Origin of the sequence: Mycoplana ramosa (assembly GCF_041930185.1) — a bacterium.
In the GTDB taxonomy this organism is placed as follows: domain Bacteria; phylum Pseudomonadota; class Alphaproteobacteria; order Rhizobiales; family Rhizobiaceae; genus Mycoplana; species Mycoplana ramosa.
On sequence record NZ_JBHEEW010000008.1, the window covers coordinates 15,052 to 34,824 of the forward strand.

Genomic DNA, 19,773 nt, shown 5'->3' on the forward strand with positions numbered 1-19,773 from the left:
CGTCATAGAATCGTAATATTGACGTGTTTGAAGTCATTGAAGATATCAAAAGGAATGACATTATGAGCGATCACGGTGAGTCGGTTTTTCAAGGGTGGTTTGGGATGTCGCGAGCAGGTCTGGCGGCAAAGCTAAGGTCACTCGCAAATGACCTCGAAGCTTTGAACAGATTCGACGACTTTGCCACGGCCACGGTGGTCATAAACAACTGGGCGTTGACGAGCCGAGCCGTGCCCTGCTTGATCGGCTGCCCCACAGGCCGATCGCGATTCCGCCCTTAACCCTTCCGGTATTCCTGGCCTATTGCCAGATTGCTGCCGCGCTTCGGCCTTGGAACAGACCGCGCTCGAAGTTCATCGCTATATTGCAAATCCAGAAAGACAGCTACCTGCCCATTTATTCCCAGGCTGCTGAAATCTTCCTGATGGGACTATGGGACAAAAGGGACTACAGTCCGTGCATCCGCGATTGGGACGATCTCTCCCGCGTTCGCCAGCGGGACCAAATCGAGGCGCTTGAGAAACAGCAGGCGATTTTTTTCGCAGATTCGGGCAAGAAATTCGACACTGAAGCATTGCTGTTTGCAGACATCATCGTGAGTGTACCGCCTCCGACCAGAAGGCAAGTGGAGGCAGCACTCCGACGTTTCGGCATGCCCGTGAACGAACGGGACGTCGAAATTCTGATGTCGGAGACATGGTCTCGCCTGGATCAGGCTTTTCAGGCACGCCGTCAGCCGGCGCTTGCAATCGAGCGGCTCCGGCAACATCGGCACATCACTGAGACTATCGCCCGCGCTCGCGAAGAGTCGGTGGGGCCAACTCTCGACGACATGCACGGGTTCGGTCCGCTTCTGGAATGGGGGCGCGACCTCGCGATAGACTTGGAGGATTACAAGGCAGGTCGAATCCAGTGGGATGAGATCGACTCCGGGGTCTTGATTTCGGGGCCGCCGGGAACGGGGAAAACGATGTTTGCAGGTGCTCTGGCGAAAACCTGTGGCGTTCCCCTGATTTACGGTTCTGTTTCGGCCTGGCAGTCGGCCGGCGCGCTCGACGAGCATTTGAAAGCCATGCGTGCATCGTTCGACGAAGCGAAAGCAAAGGCTCCGTCAATTCTATTCGTCGACGAGGTCGACACCTTCGGAGACAGAAGCGAGCGTGACCGCAGCCGTGGTTACGTGCGAGGCGTAATCGCCGGATTTCTCGAATTGTTGGACGGCTTCAACCGACGCAAGGGGGTGATCGTCGTCTCGGCGTGCAATAATCCGCAACAACTCGACCCGGCAATCCGCCGGCCGGGCCGGCTTGGCCAGCATTTTGAGGTCCCGCTTCCAGACGATGACGCTCGGCGATCCATTCTTAAATATCACAGCGGCATCGACCTCGATCCGATCCACGTCGAGCAATTCACCGTCGCAACAGAAGGCTTCTCGGGCGTGGAGATCGAACAACTCGTTCGATCCGCGAAGAGATCAGCACGAAGACGAAGCGAAGACTTCGCCGCGATGCACATCGTCGCGAAATTGCCCGCGGCACCCGAGCTTCCGCCCGAATACCTTCATACCGTCGCTGTTCATGAAGCGGGACACGCCATCGTCGCCATTGAAGTCGGATTTGGTGAATTGGTAAACGTCAAGCTTGCCAGCCACCTTGTGCCCGAGAATGGCAATCAGGTCGGCGGGACGACCTATGCGATGCCGCGACTGATGCGACGGACCAGGACGGCGTATCTGGACGATATCGCCGTAACTTTGGGCGGCATCGCGGCCGAAACCGTAGTGTTCGACGCATTCTTCGACGGCGCGGCAGGTTCCTACCATGCCGACCTGAATGCGGTGACCAGAACCGCGACTCTCCTGGAAGGAGGTCTTGGCATGGGACACACGCTGGTGGTCGCGGACAACGCGCCGAGCCGCCTTGAGGTGCTCCGCGCCAACGACCCCGAATTACGGAAGCGGGTGCACGACATCATCAGCAACGAGTTCGAGCGGGCAAAGAACATCGTCAGGAGCAGGCGTGCTGCCCTGGATGAGATCGCCGCCCGGTTGATCCAGACGAAGTCACTGTCTGGCGACGAGGTTCGGGAGATCGTCGACAGGCACCGTCGGCCGACGGTCAGCCTTGCGAAGCTCCCGCGCAGCATGGGAGCGTAGACATGCCGAGGAAACGTCGGTCGCGGCAGAAGCGAAGCTCTCGGTCGATCAAGTCGACACTGGGAGTGGGGCAACGCACTGAAGACCGCTCTTTTGGGTCTGGTCTCGACGAGGTCGGGTTTCGTCCACTCGGGCGACGTATTTCGGTCTCCAAACTACGATCCGGAGGTGAGCGGGCAAAAATGGTGTCAAAGAACGAAACGGAACCGTCGGCTTCGAGGGACGGCCCCCCAACACCTGCCGATGATGCATTGGGCTACGACACTCGCGATCCACGGAATGCGGCCGAGCATGCTTTGGCGGGTGGTGCGGACCGAGACGCGATCGACAGGGAAATCGACAAGGCTTTGCGACGATGGGGGCTGCGCAAATAACAGATGAGCGGTGACGACTTTCTACGGTGCAAAATTGCGAACCGTAAAACTCCAGAATGGCCCTCGCTCATTCAAAACTGAACTCAAGAATCCCGGCATGAAGACCATGGTTTGTCAGTGGCATTTTCCGGGTCGGCGGAGCCACCACAAGCTCCAACTGAGATAGGTTCATCCCCGCGATGAAAGGGGCAAAGGCCACAACACGGTTCTGGATAGCGCCGATTGGTGCGGAGAATATCGACGCCATCCCCTTGTTTCGCGATGCCCCGGTCTGGGCGAATTGTTCCACCGGCCCTAGAGCCAGGGAGTATGAGCTGAGATAATGCAACTCACGGCGAAAGCTGTCGGTATGCTCCATGAACACGCCGCGTCGGACATAGAGTCCGCCAAGCGATCCGGGCCCGCGGTCTCCCAACGCATCGATGTAGTCGGGGAGCAGGGCCTCAATCAGACCCGCGTTGGCGTCGAAGATGGCCGCCATTTCGTCGGGTGTGAGCAGTGGAGCTACATCTTCATCGAGCTGATCGATGACGAAACGACCGGCTGCTTTTGGATTACGGAGCCGATCCAGATCGCGGATCGAAGCCTTAATCGAAAGCATCTCCGGGGAGAAGTGCCGGTCCTTTCTGCCGTCCACCCAAATCTTGGCAAACGCCATAATGAATGCATCTAGCTTGTTTGTGGGTACACCCCGTCCGAGCACGTAGTCGCGGAAGTGCTCTGACCATTTCGCATGGTTTTCATCCAAGAACTGAACGGACCGAATGCCGTGTTCATGCTGATCCAGCACCTTGATGCCGTCCGAAAGCGCCGTTCTTTCCAGAGACGCGACGCAGCTGCTGTCCTCCAATATTCTATTTTTGGGAATGGGATCATAGCGGTATGGAAGAAGCAGAGCGTGCTCGAGTTTCGCATCTGGCGAGTAGCCTTCGAGGAAGACATCGAGGTCGTCAGGGTCATTCATCTTGCGTGCCGAAGTCCATGCCTAAAGATCGAAGAGGCTCATTTGCCGCCCTTCGATTTCTGCGATCAAACGTTCCTTCGTCTTGGGGCTGCGGAAAAGCTGGTACTGCGCAGCGCTTTTCACTCTCGCGCAAGCGTTTGCCACAAGCGCCAACGCTTCGAGAACCAATTTCCTCGCGTCGTCTCCAGAAGGGAGCGGGGCTTTTTTCTGCGTAAGGATCAGGCGGGCGGCATACAGGATAAACCAATGGCCGTAGACGAGGTACTGTTGCTCGCCGGTCGGCTCGATCGCATCCCGTTGTTTCGCGACATATGCGTCACGCATCTCTTCGATCAATCGGTAGAGTTCCACAAGGCGGCATAGGTCGTCGATGAGGTAGTGTTCGTGAAAGATCGCGCCGAAACGCTCGCCGAAAATCTTGTCGGAGTCTGCCTTCGCGCGATCCGGCTCCCCTAGCTGGTAAGAGAGCAATATTTGCCCGAGTTTTAGTGCGTCTAAGCGTCGCTTGGGATCGCGGTCGGCGTGCATGTTCCGTTTGCGCTCGAAGAAGTATTCCTGATCTCGGAACGCTATTTCGAGTTTTTTCAAGACGGGGTGGTTGGCCCGGAGGTCTCGTGCTTGAATGCGGGCCTGACTGTTGGTGGCGACGGCAACGCGCTCGGTGATGTCTTCTCGAGCTGTCGCATATACCCGAACCATCAATACGACGTTCTCGAATGCCTCCGGAGACCGCTTGTAGGCCTCAAGTAGTGAATGCGAAGTTTGGGCACCGTTGACGATCTGGAAGTCTTCGATCCGGATCACCGGATTGGTGTGCCCCTTGTTATAGGCGTAGTCCTTGCAGGTTATCGTGATCCCGTTATTGAGATACCAGAAAAGGTGACTGTCATCGGACACGGCCGTCTGAATGATATTGCCGTTGTAGCCACCGTTTGATCCCAGGAAGATGCGCAGGTTTTCGTCGAACAGGTGGCGCTTAATGGATTTGCCGTCGGCGGTCCGGATCATCTCCACGAAAGACCGCCCGTCGACGGAGGCGATTACGCCCCGAATATCACCATCGCTCCTCTCGAAGGCTTCGCGCCCGATGACCTGGAGGTTGCCAACTTCACGTTCCCTCCCGATCGCACCGATGTCTCGCATGATCTCTGCCGGACCATAAACCTCGTACTCCACGTTGTGCATGGACTGGAGCGTGCTGTCCAAAATAGTCTTCGCGGAGTTCGAAAGTCCCTTGCCGTTGCTGCAGAAAACGACCCTGTATTGGCAGATGATGCCACTTCGATGGAGTTGCCAAATGCGCGAAACTGCTTCGGTTAGTTGAAGGTTTCCGGTTTTGGAAAGCCGCTCTTCCTTGTCAAATAGGGCGTATAAAAATGAGCCGATCTTCAGGACTTCGTTGTCGTTGATGGTACGGTCGGTCGATTCCAGAGACGTGCGGTGCTTCGACTGGAAAATGTAGACCTCAGCCCGGTCGTCCCTTTCAAGAATCTCGACTGCGTCGACACCGAGATCGTTCCCTCCGTCGACGATCATTTCGGGGTAATCTGAGGAACGATCCGGAAAATACTGCTCCAAAACAAGATAAAGAAACGCGAGTGATTGCTTGGCTAGTGCATAACGCGTCTTAGCGCCCGAAACTCGTGCCTCAACTATATCCCATTCAACAGGTGAAACCGCTGGCATCCGTGACTGATCTCGATTGAGAATGCCTAGATTTACCCGGTATACTTAAATCGGGCAAAGCTTATGATCCGCTTTTTCCCCCGTTATCAACACTCACGAGGGCTTTTTGCTGCGCAAAGGCGGGCCTTCTTCGAAACACAAGAATCTCACTGACGCGGAACACAGCGGATGCTTCACACTCAAATTCGCTCGAAGTCTTCCGATGCCAAGTCCATCGCCCAGAGCTCGCCGCTGTGTATGTCAAACCAGGCCCAGTAGGTTGATAGATTGCCTCCGGCCTCACGTTCCTGGATGTACGGGAACGACCTGAGGTTGGCGATAGAGTTGCGGATCGAGACGCGTTCCAGGGCTGTCTGGCGCTCGGTCTGGGTCGGGCACATGCTGCCTTGTATCTGCTCGGCTTAGAAGTCCCATCCAGCGGCCGATGAAGTCGGTGACAAAGGCGCGCCGCTGGGATCGAGCGCAGCTTTTATGCCTCCACAACGTCAAACCAGGCAAGCACATTGAGTCGCTGTTAGTCTGTTTGTCCGCAGATTCCCGGATTTCTGGCTTTAGTCCACCTGTATCGTCCATCGCGCATCTGTTTCGCACCAACAAAGACGTTGATTGGCGAGCGCGCGGTCTGGTGTTTCCTGAACGGCCGATGCAGAAGAGTTTCAACTTCAAAATGCAACCTTGGGGCAGACCGGTGTCCAAGTACGTATTCACCGTTCACGAGAGGTGGGCGATCTTCAGAGTGCACGGCGAGCGGTGTTATCTCGGTCGGGAGCCGATCGACCTCAAAACCATGCAGGTCGATCATATCGTGCCAGAGAGCCTTCTGGACGATCCTGAAAGCCTGGCGAAAGCTCTGGAAGCCCGAAGACTTCGACATAAACAGCTACGAAAACTGGCTGCCTGCTTGCGGCGCATGCAACAACAGAAAACGTGCTCAAGTTTTTGAGGCCGCGCCCATACTTCTCGCAGAGCTGAAAAGGGCGAAAGAAGGGGCCGACGAGTGCCGTAGGCTCGCCGCAGCGACAATTCGCGATCGGGATGTTGCGAACGCCCTGACTCATCTCGAGCGCGCCGCGGACCGCGATGAGCTCAACTTCGATCAGCTCGCGCCTTTGATTCTCGCATATGCGAAGTCAAATCCCGATCTCCTGAGAGAGCTTATGAGCAGCGCTGGGGCCGGATTGGTTTCAAGACACATGGGTTTCCAGCAGGTCAAAGAGCCTGCGGAATTCAGGATCGCGCCGGGCTTAAAGGTTCTTTTTGAGGACGGATACGTCCGCTATGTAAAGACGCGGCTTGGCGTGGGATATGTTCCCGCCGCGGAAAATCCGCACAGCAGTTTTTACTGCGGCCACTGCGGGTCTTTAGGCCCCTGGAACGGGGCTCGCTGCCTGTCGTGCGGTATGCTGGATGACGGAGAATGAGGGCCACGATTGTGGCCGTCAACGCTTTCTCTGCCGCGTAGGTGCGGATGGGGCTCGGGTAGAGATGTGGCCGGGAGGCCGCCATGATGCTCGATCGGTTTCTCCAAACATCACGGCCAGCGCGTTGCGAGTTTGTCGAGCCCGATCGGTACAGGCGTTTCGTGGGCGTCTGCTTCCGCGCTGATGGAGTCGAGGTCAATCGCTGGCTCGTCGAGAACGGTCTGGCAGTAGACTGGTCGCGATACAGTGGTGGAGCCTATGCCGACGCGCAGGACAAAGCGCGGACGCAGGTGCTGGGTATCTGGCAGGGTGCGTTTCAGTTGCCGTGTGAAGCGCGGGCGCAGCGTTCGAAGCAAACGCCCACATGCTGATCAATCGGCGTCGACCCGCGCTACGCTGAGCAAGCCGGAAGCAAGTCATGCTGTCCAAACTTCCTCATCGAAAAGGCCTCGGTCAGCCTGCGTTCCCTAGCGTGGCAATCGCCCTATTAGCACGACGTTGTCGGCGCGGTTGCCGCAATCGCAGCGGAATCGGCTGCGCAGGTTCATCAGGTACTGGTCACCCCAACGTGCCAGCACCGCGTCCTTGTTGAGCCAGCCGCCGCGACAGCTTCGTTATCGTCGGATACGAGCCGTCAACACTGCCCGGTGCGGTCGGACGGCTGCTGTTGGCCGCGAAAAAGGGAGGCAGCCTCATATACGTTGGTGGTTGTGGCACAGGCTGGACCCGCTCGGAATCGGTCGGGTTGCGGGAGCTGCTCGACAAGGTCGTGACCAACGAGCCGGCTGTGGCTCTCAAACGCAAGGGCGCGGTTTTCACGAAGCCGTTGCTCGTCGCCGAGGTCGAATATCGAGCATGGACCGAAGACGAAAAGCTCAGGCATCCCTCGTTCAAGGGGATCAGAGAGAGGGCGGACGACGCGTCGGTGTTCGATCTTTAATTGGTTGCTCAGGAGTGTTTGATGTCCCGACCTCTTTGGCCATCTTGAGGACAATCCTGTAGCGGGTCACCGCCCGTCTATTTCTCGCTGTGACAACTGACTTTCTGACCTCGTGTCCCATCGCCCGAACTTTCTTGAGACAGTTAAGATAAGGTCCATCGTTAACAGCCTTGACCTCCTCGGTCGTCGCCCCTTTGCTTCGAAGGTACAGCGCGATCGCCCGGTGCGTTTTCGTTCCTGGCTTAAACCCAAGCACCTCGGTGGCGATTTTCTCAAGTCTGGAAAGGCTGGTTTGAGGCTCGGACACCTGTCTCGTGGGGCGAAATTCCGCCCGGTTAGATAGGTCAGACTTGATTTCCGGATCAGTCAAACTTTCTGCGAGGCACTCGTATTTCATGACAGCGCGAGGTGTCATTGGCACTGAGACGCTGTTGGGATTGCTGAGCTCGTCAATCCTGCCAAAATAGGCACTGTACCGGGCGTTTTCGACATCGATCTGAATGGTCACCCAAGCAGGAACCGCCCGATACGACATTGCGGCTTTGCGCACTTTGGTCGGATAGACGTTGTAGCCGCCGTTTAGGCGGCCGTTCTGTTGATACTTGTCACGCGCCTTCACACTTATGAAATATGGCATCCCATTGCGAATGGAAGTGAAGTCCCCGCCAGGGTGATTGGGGCGTCGCGCGTTTAGGTCTGTAATTTGCTCAAAACCTTTCTGATGCAGCAGTGCTCTCGCTAATCTCTCGCCGAGATTACCGAGTCTTTTCCGTCTAGTCAGCATCTGCATACTCTCCCCGGAAACCGCGCGATCTGATCTCTGCTTCGCAGCGCGGCTCATCGGTTGCCTATTCCAATGCGGAAGGCAACCCCACAAGAACCGGACCGCGCGGGGGTTTCAATTTCGTCCAGCCGCCTTTGAACTTGGGAACCTTGCTGATCGGAAACCAGTGCTTCTTGTCCATCTCCTCGAGTTCGGAGACGTGCCAAAACGTCATCCAGGAAGGCGTGTCGCTGAGGGCGGTCGGCGGACGGAACTTCTCTTCGGGATGTCGGCCGTCATCATTCCATACCTGACCTACATACCATCCACGCCATTTCACCATGTAACTCGGTTGGGCCTCGGCACCCTCGTGAGAGGCGTAGATCAGAACGCGCACTGGGTTGCCATCCCTATGCCGGCAATCCGGGGAGCTACGCTGAGTATAAGGTTGTTCACGGCGCTTATGTATCGAAGAAGCCTAGAAGCCTCGACTTCGTGCAGGCATCCGCGCTTCCGGTGGTCGGACTGACGGCGTGGGAAGCGGTGTTCGACAAGGGCAAGGTCGTGTCCGGCGACCACGTGCTGGTGCACGGGGGCGCGGGCGGTCTTGGCCATATCGCGATCCAATATCTTTCGAAGATCGGTGCCCGGACGGCGGCCACCGTCTCGACCGATGCCAAGGCGGAGTTCGCACTCGGAATGGGGGCCGAACTGGCAATCCGCTACCGGAGTCAGGACGTCAACAAGGAGCTCAAGGCCTGGAGCGGAAAGGATGGCGCTGACGTCGTGTTCGACTTTGTCGGACACGATAACTTCGCGCGGAGCTTTGAGCATACAGCCGCTTATGGCCGTCTGGTGAACACTGTGGTCTCTGATTGGCCCAAAGGCGGCAACGCGATGGCGGAATGGAAAAACCTGGACCTCTCGTTCGTCAACATCGGCCTGCCGCAGATCGCTCGCGATCATCGCAACAGGCTGCGACAGGTCAAGGTGCTCGACGAGATCGCCGAGATGGTCGACCGTGGCACGCTGCGCGCTCACATCGACCGCGTGGTTTCGTTTGAAGGCGTCGGCGACGCGCATCGGGCACTGGAAGCTGGCGAAACCATTGGCCGGGTCGTCCTGCGCATTTGACGTTCCGACTATAGGAGCGTGAGATGAGCAGAACGCTGACCAGCCTCCTTTTTGGATGGCTAGAAAATCTCTGCCGGAGAGGCCGACGCGAAGCATACTTGTGACAACCCTTGCTAGGGGGCGCCGATCGTGGTTTTGTCCCCTGCGATCAGCGAGGGGCAGACGTGTTTTTCTTCAGGAAGCGTAAAGCAGACCAGCTTGCCGTTGAGGCAGTTCAACACATCTCGGTTGAGGGAGACACTTCAAAGATTCGAGGGTCGATCACGGCCAACGGGTCGGGATGCAGGGTGATTTTTCCTGAACGCCCCCTCGCCTCGAATGTCATCGTTCGCCTCACCGGAGATAACGCCGTCATCGACCTGTCAGGGCTCGCAACCGCGAACAGCATAAAAGTCACAGCAACCAATGGCGGTCATCTTCATGTTGGGAAAGGGACGACATTGGTGAGCGCCAGTTTCGTCATCGACAGAGAGGCGATCCTGATAGGTGCCGATTGCATGTTTTCCTTCGACATCGTGCTCAGGAACACAGACGCGCATGCGATCTATGACATCGAGACCGGGAAGCGGACCAACCCGCCGGCTGCCATTCGGATCGAGGATCACGTCTGGATCGGGCAGGAGGTCCTGGTAGGCAAAGGGGCAGAGATCGGGTGCGGTTCGATCATCGGAGCAAGAAGCTTTGTCGCGAACACGAAGGTACCAAATAACTCTGTCGCGGCCGGAACTCCTGCGAAAGTCATCAGAAGCGGCGTGATCTGGGACCGTTTCGCCGCTGAGAACATGTACGCGGAGAATGCTAAACTTCACCCCACACTTCGGAAGAATCTCAAGAAGTGGGCCCGATCACAGGGCTACACATGAAAATAATACGATGTTATGAACAATTGCAGGGATTGGGGTCGGCGAAAAAAACCGTGGAGAAGGCCGGGTCCTTTGAAGATTTGAAAGGGGCACGAGCAATTTTGGTCGCCGTCGTCGTGAAAGAGAAACAAGTAATGGCTGGGATCTTCAAGTGGGGCGAGGCCGCCGGATGACCATCGCGAAGTACGGGTTTTACCTCGGCCATCTATTTAAGGACAGCGCTCGGGACTGCGGTGACCAGCAACCGTCAGAACTGCTGGATACTCCAAGCAAACGGCCGCCGAAAGGGAACGGTAAAAAGCGCCCAGCGTCGGATCTTTTCATGGAACTCAATGCCTTGAGTGACAAGGCGGACGCCAACGACATTCTTTCGTTGAGGGCCCATAGTGTGCGCGGCCCCGCGGCAAAGTGGAGGATTAAGGGAAACGTCATGATCGGTGCGCATTCGTCGATCAATGGCGAATTCAGGGCAAGCGGCATTGTGCGAGTGGGCCGATACGCCGCTTTCGGGAACGGTGTGACGCTAATTTCCACTAACCACGCAACCAATATGGTGAACCAGCAGATCTGGTTGCAGCAAAGGCTAGGCTTGCGGAAAGGCAGCACGTCGAAGGGGCCTGTCTGTATCGGACATAACGTATGGATAGGCGATGGGGCGACGGTCCTGACAGGTGTCGATGTTGGGCACGGCGCCGTCATTGCTGCGGGGGCCGTGGTTACAAAGAATGTGCCTCCGTATTCGATAGTCGCCGGCGTGCCAGCTAAAATTATAGGATACCGCTTCAGCCCGGCCACCATCGAATCCATGTTGCGAATACGATGGTGGGATTGGAGCTTCGAAAAGATGCAACGGAACATTGCCATCTTTGAGATGGAAATCGATAAGGACACAGACGTGGATCTGGCTCGGTTCGTTGTCAAGTAATGTGCCAGCTAGATTGAATTCATGCACATAATCGCGCAGCGATGCGGCGAGCGGCGCAATGGTTGCAGTCACGCCGCTTTCGTTTCCGCCTTCGCCAAGGCGAGTTCGCGGGTCAAACGTTCGACATCACCGTCCACATGCAACACCTGCAGGAGGTTGTCCTTGATGTCTTCGATTTTGACATTGCGGGCCAGACTGTCGCTCATGGCCCTGCGAACGAAGTGCTCGTCGCTCTCGTTCGGTGATCGTGTCAGCGCCTGAACCGCGTCAAGGATCGGGGCTGGAAAACCCTCTGCCGCGAGCCGTTCGATCGTCCAGGAGCATGTCTTCTCCACAACGTCATGCAGATAGGCGACAGTCTTCTCGTCGGTGGACACAACATTGTCGGCGACGCGCTTGCAGTGCTCGACATAGGGGTCGCCAGCCTTGTCCAGCTGTCCTTGGTGAGCTTCCTGTGCGATCGCGATCGCGCGGTTCAACATGGTCTTGTCGTACATTGTCGACCCCTCCGCATGGACACTGTCCAGGAATTGAAAGCCGCAGCTTTTGTTCCCCACAAATCATATCCGCCGGGTTGGCAAAAAGATCGGCACGGGTTGGAACCGGCAAACGTCGAAGCCTGTTTACGTTGCTCGATGGAGGAATTCCCATGCCAGCAAAGTCCAAAGCACAGCAAAAGGCCGCCGGCGCCGCCCTTGCCGCCAAGCGGGGCGAAATGAAGAAGAGCGAACTTAAGGGCGCTTCGAAAGAGATGGAGAAATCCATGACGGAAAAGCAACTGGAAGAGTTCGCCGCCACAAAGCACAAAGGCAAACCGGAACACGCCAAATGACGTGTTCGAGGAACAGACGATAGACGCCATCAATTGCCGCGTTTGCGCGCTGGGACCGTTTCCGACGCGGGCTGGCGCCTTCCTTGCTCTACAAGCTGAAGCCCTGCCGGGCGTAGGCGACGCGTGGTTGGGTGGCTGGTACGTAGAGGGGATGACGTGGATGGCCGGTTCCGGTCAGGCCGAGACAATCGATGTCACGGCGGGCAATCGACAAGACGACCCGTGCACGCGCCTGTGCCAACGGGTTTGCGCCCCAAGCGGCAATGACGGTCCGCCGGCGGGCCGGGAACAGTGCTTCGCAAACTTCGGCCACATGGCAGTCGTTGTCCGGCCCGACAGGATCTGCCACGCTCAACAGTTGCCTGGGGTTCGTGGCGCACAGCGCGTAGAGATTGACGACGATCAGCCCGCCGTAGCCCCAAATGCGGGAGAAGGACATGCAGCGCCGGATGGTTGCATCGTCGTTTGTTTCGTCCGCCTGCGACGGATTGAGCATGATCCAGACGATGTGCTCGCCATCCACGGACCAGCGGCGGCCGAGTGTGTAGCGGTATCGGCCACAACGCGAAAAGACCGCGGTCCGCTCGCAGGGCGACAGAGCCGAGCCCGGGCTCACGGGCGGACCTTCGGACCACGGCCGAGGCAATCGGGGCAATGCTGCCTCAGCCATTCGACCGAGCGGCCCTTTTGATTTTCGATATGGCCCGCCGGCGCTTCACCGCTTTCCACCGCGTTCGTGGCGCAAGAAGCAAGGGCAGCCAGAACGAACAGAACCATCCCCCCTTGTTTCATTGCGGCCTCATGCACCGACGTCGGCAAAGCGCGCATTCTACATCACCCGTTTCATTCCGACGATGCCTGGGGTGATGACAGTGCGATCCGGGGCCTTGCGGGGTTGAAGCTTCGCGGGAACGGGGTGCTTTTTTCGTCCGCGCAACTCCAAAGCGGTGTTTTTCTCGCAAGGCCCAAAGTAATTTGTATTATAAGGGTACAGTTGTCGGTTAGTTGCAGCCAACACAGCGGCAGGAAACTATGCGGCACAGCATACTAAAAGCTATCCTGTTTGCGGATGCTGTGCAGTATAGCCAGCATATGGCGGCGGATGAGCCATCGACGGTCGAATTCATCCAGCGTTGTTTTGATGTATTCCGCACACTCGCGCCCAAATACAGGGGAGAGGTCCTGAAGACGATGGGCGATGGCGCGCTTGCAGACTTCGAGTCCGCAGTCGAGGCGCTCCGCTTTGCTCTGGAGGTCCAGAACGTGTTTCGCGAAATGGACGCGACCCTTAGCCCAGATCGACGAATGGACTTTCGAATAGGTATCGATCTTGGTGAGGTGCAGTTTCGCGACGGCGAACTGTTCGGCCATATCGTCAACGTTGCCGCACGCCTGCAATCGCTGGCTGAGCCAGGCGGCATCTGCGTTTCGCAGGCGGTGTTCGATCAGGTTCATCACCACGTCGCCGCGACCTATCGCAGTCTTGGCCCGCAGGCCCTGAAGAATATTCCTCGCCCCGTCCCCGCCTATCAGGTTGTCGCGGGGGCGGGGAACGATCCGGGTCGGGACGACCGGCTTTTCCGCAAGCTGATGATCTCGGTTCTCGACCAGTTTTCCGTGCGAAGTTCCCTCGGTGAAGAACTGACACCCAGTTCGCTGAAGGCACGGGCGCTGCTCGGCTATCTCGTTCTCAGCCATCGCTCTGGCGAGGTGCGGGAACGTCTGGCCGGACTCTTCTGGAGCGACAGGAACCGCGCCGCGGCGCGGCACGCGCTCACCGTCACCCTCAAGCAGATTGGCGACACTTTCAGGCGAGCGGGATCGGATGCTCTTGCAATCGGCAGCAATAAAGTCAGCCTGGCGCCCGCCGGTTTGGAGGTCGACCTGCTCGCGATCAGCGAGGGCCTGGCGCAGGGCTCAGTCTCCCGCGCCCTGCTGGACGGACGTGTTTCGCCCGACGACATACTGGCCGGACTCGATCATGTCGACGACGTTTTCGCCTCCTGGTTGCGCGTGGCCAGGTATCGCTGGCGCGAGCGCCTTGTCGAGCAACTGGAGCAATGCATCGAGCGGTTCGCCGGTGACATGCTCTCGATGAAGCACGCCGCAACCGCGTTGGTTGCCATCGACCCCAGTCATGAGCGTGCCGCCTGTATCCTGATGCGCGCCTACGCCTCCGAAGGTCAGGCGGCAGCGGCGCTGCGCGTCTATCGCGCGCTTGCCGATGTGCTGTCGTCCGAGTTCGGTATCGGTCCTTCGCCGGAAGCCCAGGAGATCGTCGCGGCGATCCGGTCCGGTCGGTCCGAGACGAGCAGGCCTGCGGTTCCGGTCGCCGCAAAGGCGCAGGGCGGCCGCCTGCCGGTCATCGAGGTCCGCCCGTTTGCTGCGCCCGACGACGCCACCGCCTCGGCTCACCTTCTCGGCGGATTTCGCGCCGACATCATCGGCTGCCTGACCAAGTTCCGCGAATGGGTGATCATCGAGGATCAGGACAACACGCCGGCCGAGCCGGATGTCGCGACGATCGACTATAGGCTCGACGCCCGATCGCCTGTGGGCGAGGGCGTCGTGGTCGTCACGCTCATTGAGGTGAAGAGCAACCATATCCTTTGGAGCGAGCGTTTCCCGCTTGCACTGGAGGACTGGATATGGACCTCGGCGGGAATTGCCCGACGGGTGGCGGCGACGCTGGACATCTATCTTTCCGCCGAGCGGGTTTGCGGCAGTCACGGCCGGCGCGACATCTCGCTCTCCGCCTACGATGCCTGGCTGCGCGGGGAGAACCTGCTGCTGCGCTGGGCACCGGAGGCGGAAGCCGAAGCGGAAACGTTGTTTCGTGAGGTTATCCAGGCGATGCCGCAGTTCGCCCCGGCCTATTCCAGCCTCGCCAGCATCTTCAATGTCCGTCATCTGATCGTGCCGGGATTTCGGCGCGATCCGCAGCTTGCCGCCGAGGCTTTGCGGCTTGCGCAGACGGCCGTGCAACTCGACCCGCTCGAAACGCGCGCCCACCTGACGCTCGCCTGGTCCTGCATCATGGCCGGCCGCTTCGAGCAGGCGGCGATCCACTACGACCTGGCCTTCGAGCTCAATCCCAACAACCCGCGCACGCTGCTGTCCTGTGCCCACGGGCTTGCCTTTCTCGGCGATCGCGACAAGGCGGCGGCGCTTGAACGGCTGGCGCTGGAACTCTCGCCGGTGGTGGCTTCCTACCAATGGGGATACATTGCCGGCATTCACTTCATAGCCGAAGACTATGCGGGCAGCGTGTCCGCGGCCGAAAGGGGGGCCGGAAGCCTGCTCGACCTGCACGCCTGGCGTGCGGCCGCGCTGGCGCACATGGGGCGGCCGCGCGAGGCGAGCGAGGCCGCAGCGGAATTCCTTGCCTCGGTCCGACGGCAGTGGGGCGAGGCGGCGCCGGACGAACCCGGCATCGTTTCATGGGTGCTCCACGGCCTGCCGTTCAAGGACGAAACGTGCAGGCAGCGGCTTGTGCATGGTCTTCGCATTGCCGGACTGGATCTAGATGGGAGCGGAAGATGAAAAACCTGATCAGGATGATTGCATTTTCGTTGGCGCTCGTTGTCTTCGGTGGGGCGGACCTGCGCGCCGAGCCGATCAAGATCGGCGTTGCTGCGGAGCCCTATCCGCCCTTCGCCTCTCTCGACGCGTCGGGCAAGTGGGTCGGCTGGGAGATCGAGTTCGTGGACGCGCTCTGCGCCGAAGCGAAGCTCGACTGCGTCCTGACGCCGATCGCCTGGGACGGCATCATCCCGGCGCTCAATGCCGGCAAGATCGATGTCATTGCCGCGTCGATGTCGATTACCGACGAACGCAAGAAGCTGATCGACTTTTCCGATCGCTACTATCGGTCGCCCGTGCGCATCGTCGGCCTGAAGAGCAAGAAAATGGATGCAACGCCGGCGGGGTTGAAGGGGCTGGTGCTCGGGGTCCAGGCCTCGACCACCCATGAAGACTATGCGCGCAAGCACTACGCCGGTTCCGTCGCCGAGGTGAAGATCTACCAGACCCAGGACGAGGCGCAGCAGGATCTGGTCGCCGGGCGAATCGATGCCATCCAGGCCGAGGCAATCGGGCTTGATTCATTTCTCGCCGCGGATCCGGGAAAGTCCTGCTGCGAGTTCAAGGGAGACGTTCCCGACGATCCGGATATCCTCGGATTGGGGGCAGGCCTGGGGCTGCGCAAGGACGACGCCGCGCTGCGGCAGACCCTCAATGCGGCGATCAAGGCGATCCGCGCAAACGGCAGGTACAACGAAATCACCGCAAAGTATTTCTCGTTCGACATCTATGGCGATTGAGACAATCTGGTGGCGCATGCTTTGATCGTGGCTTGAAACTGGAACAGCACCCCGCCGAACCGGTCCGGCCTCGATCGATCGGTACCGGAGGTGGTCCGATGTACAGTTCTGCGGATGACCATATCGCAACCGCATTTGACGTGTTTTCAGTCAGCCCGGCCGATTTCCCGGTCGCCTTGAATGTCGCTTTGCCGCGTGCCGATGGTGCGCCGTTCGCACTTCCGCCCGCCGCCACGCCCGAAAGAGGACGGATCGCGTCAGGCCGCGGCCTGACGGTCGAGCAGGCGCTCGCTAGCTGTCGGGGCGAGGCGGCTGAACTCGTGTCGTCCTGCCACTGGGGAAGCGAGACAGTCCATGCGGCATCCTATGGAAAGGTGAAGGAACGCGCCTTCCACCCTGCTTCGTTGCTCCTTGCGAGCGACGACCAATACGAAAAGCGGCGGGAATGGAACGCCAGACACGGCAAATACGATTGGCTGCCGAAGCGCTTCGATGAGCAAGAGGTCGTCGATTGGGTCGAGGCGGTCGATCTGACTGACGGCGCGCCGATGCTCGTCACCGCCGCGCAGACCTATATCGGATACGCCGAGGCTGGCGACGCGGGCACGTTCGCCGTGGCCGACAGCAATGGCTGCGCAGCCGGCGCGACGCTCGACGATGCCGTGATTGCGGGCTTCCTCGAGCTTGTGGAGCGCGATGCAACCGCGCTGTGGTGGTACGGCAAACACGCCCGTCCGGCCGCCGACTTCGCCGAAGCCGGCGGGGCGATGACGATCTTCGAATGGCTCGCCGACAGGGAGCGCGACTGTTACCTTCTCGATCTGACGTCCGATTTCGGCATTCCCGTGCGCGCGGCAATTTCGGCCGATCGAGCCGGCGGCGGCATTGCGATCGGTACGGCGGCACATTTCGATCCGTCCGTCGCGGCGATCTCCGCGCTGACGGAAATGATGCAGGCCTTTCTGTCGCTGGAGATGCGCAAGGCCATCCCGACCAAGCCCGGCGATCCGTTCCAGTTCTGGCTGAATTCGGTCAACGTTCATTCGCTGCCCCACTTGTTGCCGACGGCACGACGCGAGAGGAAAGGCGCCGCGGTAAGCTCGCCTTCGCTCGACACCTGTGTGGCGCTCTGCCATGACCGCGGCCTGCGTCTGCTCATGGTCGACCTGACCCGTGCCCGCGTCGGCGTGCCGGTTGCACGGGTGGTGGTACCGGGTCTGCGTCCGCCGCACGCCCGGTTCGCCGCGGGGCGGCTGTTCGACGTGCCGCCACGCATCGGCTGGTGTGACCGCTCGATCGACATCTCCGAACTGAACGACCTGCCGCTGACCATCTGAACATCGGGCGGCGCTTTCGCTGCGATCAGCGGCAGCGCCGGAGCAGGATCGTCCCGAGAAGGTAGGCCATCGCGTCCGGTTGGTTCGCTGCCTTGATGTTCGCGACGATGTTGGACAGGTACTGATCGTTCAATTCCGGCTTCTGCCCCGGTTTGATCATCATCACCTTCTTCGTGCTCTTGTCGTCATTGTCTCCCTTCAGCTTCAGTTCATGCTGGGTGCCGGCCGCGTCGGTGGCGATGAACTTGTTGTTCTGAAAGGATACGGCCATGTCGTCGTCGCCATAGGTGACGCGGACGCCGCCTCCCATGTTGATCAGTTTCTTGATCCAGTCCTCGAACAACTTCGTGGAGTTTATTGTGTTCGTATAGAGCGCATTGAATTCGGTCGCCGCGATGATGGATCCTGCGACCTCGTCTGTTCCCTTGTACACCTTGAACGTCGACATTGCCTGGTCCTTTCCTTTGTTGGGCATGTCACTGGTTTGAGAGGCCTGCGAAGCAGATCAGATCTGCAAACGTGTAACAGTCGCCGGCGGTGGGCTTCAGGCCGGGATCGGGCTTCCAGCGGGCTGCGAGGATCGAGTGTTGCGCGGCCTCGATTGCCGCATGCAGGGTTTCCATGACGATGCGGCTGCCCATCGGCCCAAGTCGCATGCCTTGGCTCAAGATCGCGGCTTCCTTCAGCGTGTAGAGCAGCAGCGGCGTGCTCTCGGCCAGCGGCCTGGCGCCGTTTCGCGGCTGGGTGAGCAAGGTTCGCGCGGCTTCCGGTTCGTCCTGCACGATCTGGTCGGAGGTGAGGATGGGAAAGGCCGGTCCGCCGCGATCCACGACGGCGGCCAGCACCTGCCGGGCGACGGCCTGGCCGCTGCTCAGGCGCAGCGACAGCCCGCGCAGCAGTGACAGTGTTGCGATGTTGGTGGAGGGCAGCAGGCTGCTGGAGGCGAGCACCGGCAGGGCGATTTGCGGGATCCGCGCCAGCGGATAGGCAAACACCGTGTCGATCCGCGAGGCGAAGAGGGGGGGCTGGCCGGTTGGCGACGGCCGCTCCGACAGCAAGCGTTCCCACGCGGCGATCCATCGGTCGGACAGGCGCGTTCGCGGCTCGTCCAGCGTGCCGTCCAGCGGTGGATCGCTGCTGTTGTAGGTATTCTTCCAGAAACCGAAGAGCATGGCGCCGGGATTTGCGGCATTCCAGTGCTGGTAGACCGTCCGGATCATCGAATGGCCGAAGCGGGCGCAGGCCGCGGCGAATTCGAGGGGGATCAGGAATTTTGTTTCCTGCGGATCGGCATGGATGACCGAGCGCCCGTTTTGCATGACGTCGTCGTAGACGACCGGATCGACCAGACGCGGCAGGAGGTCGTGGAGAGCGACCGATTGTACATGCGTGACCGCGAGTGCTCGCGCGCTGCGCTCGGAAAGGCCCGGGTATCGCGCGACAATGGCATTGTAGAACCGGATCATGGCCATGTGCGTTTGCGCCAGCGCCAGGTTGTCGTCATTGCGCGGGTCGGCAATCATGGCCCTGCCGCTTGAGTCCCGCGGCAGGTCGCAAAGTCTGGCGGCAGGAGCGGTTCGGCCGATGGCCATCGGCGTCGCCGGATTTGTAGGGTCTGTGGTGCTGGATCCGAAAACGCTGTCGAGGTTCAGCTGGCCAGAGTGCAGGTTGAACGGCTCGCCGCCTGCGTCCGCGACCATCGACGTCAGGTCGTGAAAGAGGAACTGGCAAAGGTAGGTGTATCCGACGGGAATTTGGGTTTCGACCTCGGTATCGGTGACGTTGAAGCGAAATGCAGCCCCGAGTTCGCAAAGGACGGACGCATCGGGCAGTTCTGCTTCAGACGTACTGCCGAAGCAGCGCTTGAACGGCCTGTGAGGGGCAGGATCGCCGCGGTCGACGGGCGCAGGTTCGGTGTTGCGCGGAGCGAGCATTTCGATGGACGTCAGAGACGGTTCGGAAATGTTGCGCGGATGCGGAGCGTGCCCGCGGGAGGTGGCACCCGCACCGACAGCCAAGCCACGATGGCGCCGCGTCACCATGTCGAAGAGCTCCCT

Annotated in this window: 17 protein-coding genes and 5 pseudogenes; 12 read left to right on the forward strand and 10 right to left on the reverse strand. The window is 59.4% G+C overall.

The genetic code is table 11. From position 1 onward, the window contains the following. The first annotated feature begins 364 nt into the window (after positions 1-364). Positions 365-2,155, forward strand: a complete 1,791-nt coding sequence (locus tag JNC62_RS11780; protein WP_374838962.1) for an AAA family ATPase — start codon at positions 365-367, stop codon at positions 2,153-2,155. A 441-nt stretch (positions 2,156-2,596) separates the two neighbouring features. Here the strand turns inward: JNC62_RS11780 and JNC62_RS11785 are convergent, their stop codons facing one another. The 3 genes and pseudogenes from JNC62_RS11785 to JNC62_RS11795 all read right to left on the reverse strand — a co-directional run. Further along, positions 2,597-3,493 carry a hypothetical protein gene (locus JNC62_RS11785; protein ID WP_374838963.1) on the reverse strand — a complete coding sequence of 299 codons (897 nt, stop codon included), beginning with the start codon at positions 3,491-3,493 and terminating at the stop codon, positions 2,597-2,599. Between the two features lie 21 nt (positions 3,494-3,514). After that, positions 3,515-5,179: an AIPR family protein gene (locus JNC62_RS11790; RefSeq protein WP_374838965.1), complete on the reverse strand. Its 1,665-nt coding sequence runs from the start codon at positions 5,177-5,179 to the stop codon at positions 3,515-3,517. Positions 5,180-5,358: 179 nt separating this feature from the next. After that, positions 5,359-5,664: pseudogene (locus JNC62_RS11795) on the reverse strand (carbonic anhydrase); the annotation flags it as partial. Between JNC62_RS11795 and JNC62_RS11800 the strand changes: the two are divergent. The 3 genes and pseudogenes from JNC62_RS11800 to JNC62_RS11810 all read left to right on the forward strand — a co-directional run. Beyond that, entirely contained in the window at positions 5,613-6,122 is a 510-nt protein-coding gene (locus tag JNC62_RS11800; protein WP_374838967.1) for a hypothetical protein, read from the forward strand. The pseudogene JNC62_RS11795 and the gene JNC62_RS11800 sit on opposite strands and share 52 nt — an antisense overlap. A 540-nt stretch (positions 6,123-6,662) precedes the next feature. Then, a pseudogene (locus tag JNC62_RS11805) lies at positions 6,663-6,971 on the forward strand (thermonuclease family protein); the annotation flags it as partial. A gap of 227 nt (positions 6,972-7,198) precedes the next feature. Then, positions 7,199-7,540: pseudogene (locus JNC62_RS11810) on the forward strand (ATP dependent DNA ligase); the annotation flags it as partial. Here the strand turns inward: JNC62_RS11810 and JNC62_RS11815 are convergent. Both JNC62_RS11815 and JNC62_RS11820 read right to left on the reverse strand, forming a co-directional pair. Further along, complete coding sequence (locus JNC62_RS11815; protein WP_374838968.1) at positions 7,500-8,324, reverse strand: hypothetical protein; 825 nt, start codon at positions 8,322-8,324, stop codon at positions 7,500-7,502. The pseudogene JNC62_RS11810 and the gene JNC62_RS11815 sit on opposite strands and share 41 nt — an antisense overlap. Before the next feature lie 64 nt (positions 8,325-8,388). After that, positions 8,389-8,700 (reverse strand): hypothetical protein, encoded by a 312-nt coding sequence (locus tag JNC62_RS11820; protein WP_374838970.1) that lies wholly within the window; start codon positions 8,698-8,700, stop codon positions 8,389-8,391. A 14-nt stretch (positions 8,701-8,714) separates the two neighbouring features. Here JNC62_RS11820 and JNC62_RS11825 point away from each other — a divergent pair. The 3 genes and pseudogenes from JNC62_RS11825 to JNC62_RS11835 form a co-directional block, all read left to right on the forward strand. Beyond that, positions 8,715-9,437 (forward strand): annotated as a pseudogene (locus JNC62_RS11825) (quinone oxidoreductase family protein); the annotation flags it as partial. 164 nt (positions 9,438-9,601) lie between these two features. Next, positions 9,602-10,300, forward strand: coding sequence for an acyltransferase (locus JNC62_RS11830; RefSeq protein ID WP_374838972.1), 699 nt, complete (start codon positions 9,602-9,604; stop codon positions 10,298-10,300). Positions 10,301-10,469: 169 nt separating this feature from the next. Continuing rightward, the gene (locus JNC62_RS11835; RefSeq protein ID WP_374838974.1) at positions 10,470-11,225 is read left to right on the forward strand and encodes a CatB-related O-acetyltransferase; all 756 of its coding nucleotides are present in this window, start codon (positions 10,470-10,472) and stop codon (positions 11,223-11,225) included. Positions 11,226-11,293: 68 nt separating this feature from the next. Here the strand turns inward: JNC62_RS11835 and JNC62_RS11840 are convergent, their stop codons facing one another. After that, complete coding sequence (locus JNC62_RS11840) at positions 11,294-11,722, reverse strand: HD domain-containing protein (protein ID WP_374838976.1); 429 nt, start codon at positions 11,720-11,722, stop codon at positions 11,294-11,296. Positions 11,723-11,874: 152 nt separating this feature from the next. Between JNC62_RS11840 and JNC62_RS11845 the strand changes: the two genes are divergently transcribed. Further along, positions 11,875-12,057 (forward strand): DUF3008 family protein, encoded by a 183-nt coding sequence (locus JNC62_RS11845; protein ID WP_374838978.1) that lies wholly within the window; start codon positions 11,875-11,877, stop codon positions 12,055-12,057. 88 nt (positions 12,058-12,145) lie between these two features. Here the strand turns inward: JNC62_RS11845 and JNC62_RS11850 are convergent, their stop codons facing one another. Further along, entirely contained in the window at positions 12,146-12,673 is a 528-nt protein-coding gene (locus JNC62_RS11850) for a DUF1643 domain-containing protein (RefSeq protein ID WP_374838979.1), read from the reverse strand. Continuing rightward, entirely contained in the window at positions 12,670-12,885 is a 216-nt protein-coding gene (locus JNC62_RS11855; protein WP_374838981.1) for a hypothetical protein, read from the reverse strand. Before JNC62_RS11855 ends, JNC62_RS11850 begins: the two co-directional genes overlap by 4 nt. 264 nt (positions 12,886-13,149) lie before the next feature. Here JNC62_RS11855 and JNC62_RS11860 point away from each other — a divergent pair. From JNC62_RS11860 to JNC62_RS11875, 4 genes and pseudogenes are all read left to right on the forward strand, one after another. Then, positions 13,150-13,452 (forward strand): annotated as a pseudogene (locus JNC62_RS11860) (adenylate/guanylate cyclase domain-containing protein); the annotation flags it as partial. 42 nt (positions 13,453-13,494) lie between these two features. Next, complete coding sequence (locus tag JNC62_RS11865) at positions 13,495-15,600, forward strand: AfsR/SARP family transcriptional regulator (RefSeq protein ID WP_374839300.1); 2,106 nt, start codon at positions 13,495-13,497, stop codon at positions 15,598-15,600. Then, complete coding sequence (locus JNC62_RS11870) at positions 15,597-16,379, forward strand: transporter substrate-binding domain-containing protein (protein WP_374838983.1); 783 nt, start codon at positions 15,597-15,599, stop codon at positions 16,377-16,379. Before JNC62_RS11865 ends, JNC62_RS11870 begins: the two co-directional genes overlap by 4 nt. A gap of 98 nt (positions 16,380-16,477) precedes the next feature. Beyond that, positions 16,478-17,716, forward strand: coding sequence for a YcaO-like family protein (locus JNC62_RS11875; RefSeq protein ID WP_374838985.1), 1,239 nt, complete (start codon positions 16,478-16,480; stop codon positions 17,714-17,716). 25 nt (positions 17,717-17,741) lie between these two features. Here JNC62_RS11875 and JNC62_RS11880 read toward each other — a convergent pair whose 3' ends face one another. Together JNC62_RS11880 and JNC62_RS11885 are read right to left on the reverse strand one after the other, a co-directional pair. Further along, entirely contained in the window at positions 17,742-18,164 is a 423-nt protein-coding gene (locus JNC62_RS11880; protein WP_374838987.1) for a hypothetical protein, read from the reverse strand. Positions 18,165-18,192: 28 nt separating this feature from the next. Next, complete coding sequence (locus JNC62_RS11885) at positions 18,193-19,758, reverse strand: peroxidase family protein (protein WP_374838988.1); 1,566 nt, start codon at positions 19,756-19,758, stop codon at positions 18,193-18,195. Positions 19,759-19,773 lie beyond the last annotated feature (15 nt).

What these genes read in the sequence shown, in the direction of transcription:
- JNC62_RS11785 (WP_374838963.1), bottom strand. Translation starts at nt 3,493, where the DNA reads ATGAATGACCCTGACGACCTCGATGTCTTCCTCGAAGGCTACTCGCCA.
- JNC62_RS11790 (WP_374838965.1), bottom strand. Translation starts at nt 5,179, where the DNA reads ATGCCAGCGGTTTCACCTGTTGAATGGGATATAGTTGAGGCACGAGTT.
- JNC62_RS11815 (WP_374838968.1), bottom strand. Translation starts at nt 8,324, where the DNA reads ATGCTGACTAGACGGAAAAGACTCGGTAATCTCGGCGAGAGATTAGCG.
- JNC62_RS11835 (WP_374838974.1), top strand. Translation starts at nt 10,470, where the DNA reads ATGACCATCGCGAAGTACGGGTTTTACCTCGGCCATCTATTTAAGGAC.
- JNC62_RS11840 (WP_374838976.1), bottom strand. Translation starts at nt 11,722, where the DNA reads ATGTACGACAAGACCATGTTGAACCGCGCGATCGCGATCGCACAGGAA.
- JNC62_RS11845 (WP_374838978.1), top strand. Translation starts at nt 11,875, where the DNA reads ATGCCAGCAAAGTCCAAAGCACAGCAAAAGGCCGCCGGCGCCGCCCTT.
- JNC62_RS11855 (WP_374838981.1), bottom strand. Translation starts at nt 12,885, where the DNA reads ATGCGCGCTTTGCCGACGTCGGTGCATGAGGCCGCAATGAAACAAGGG.
- JNC62_RS11870 (WP_374838983.1), top strand. Translation starts at nt 15,597, where the DNA reads ATGAAAAACCTGATCAGGATGATTGCATTTTCGTTGGCGCTCGTTGTC.
- JNC62_RS11875 (WP_374838985.1), top strand. Translation starts at nt 16,478, where the DNA reads ATGTACAGTTCTGCGGATGACCATATCGCAACCGCATTTGACGTGTTT.
- JNC62_RS11880 (WP_374838987.1), bottom strand. Translation starts at nt 18,164, where the DNA reads ATGTCGACGTTCAAGGTGTACAAGGGAACAGACGAGGTCGCAGGATCC.
- JNC62_RS11885 (WP_374838988.1), bottom strand. Translation starts at nt 19,758, where the DNA reads ATGGTGACGCGGCGCCATCGTGGCTTGGCTGTCGGTGCGGGTGCCACC.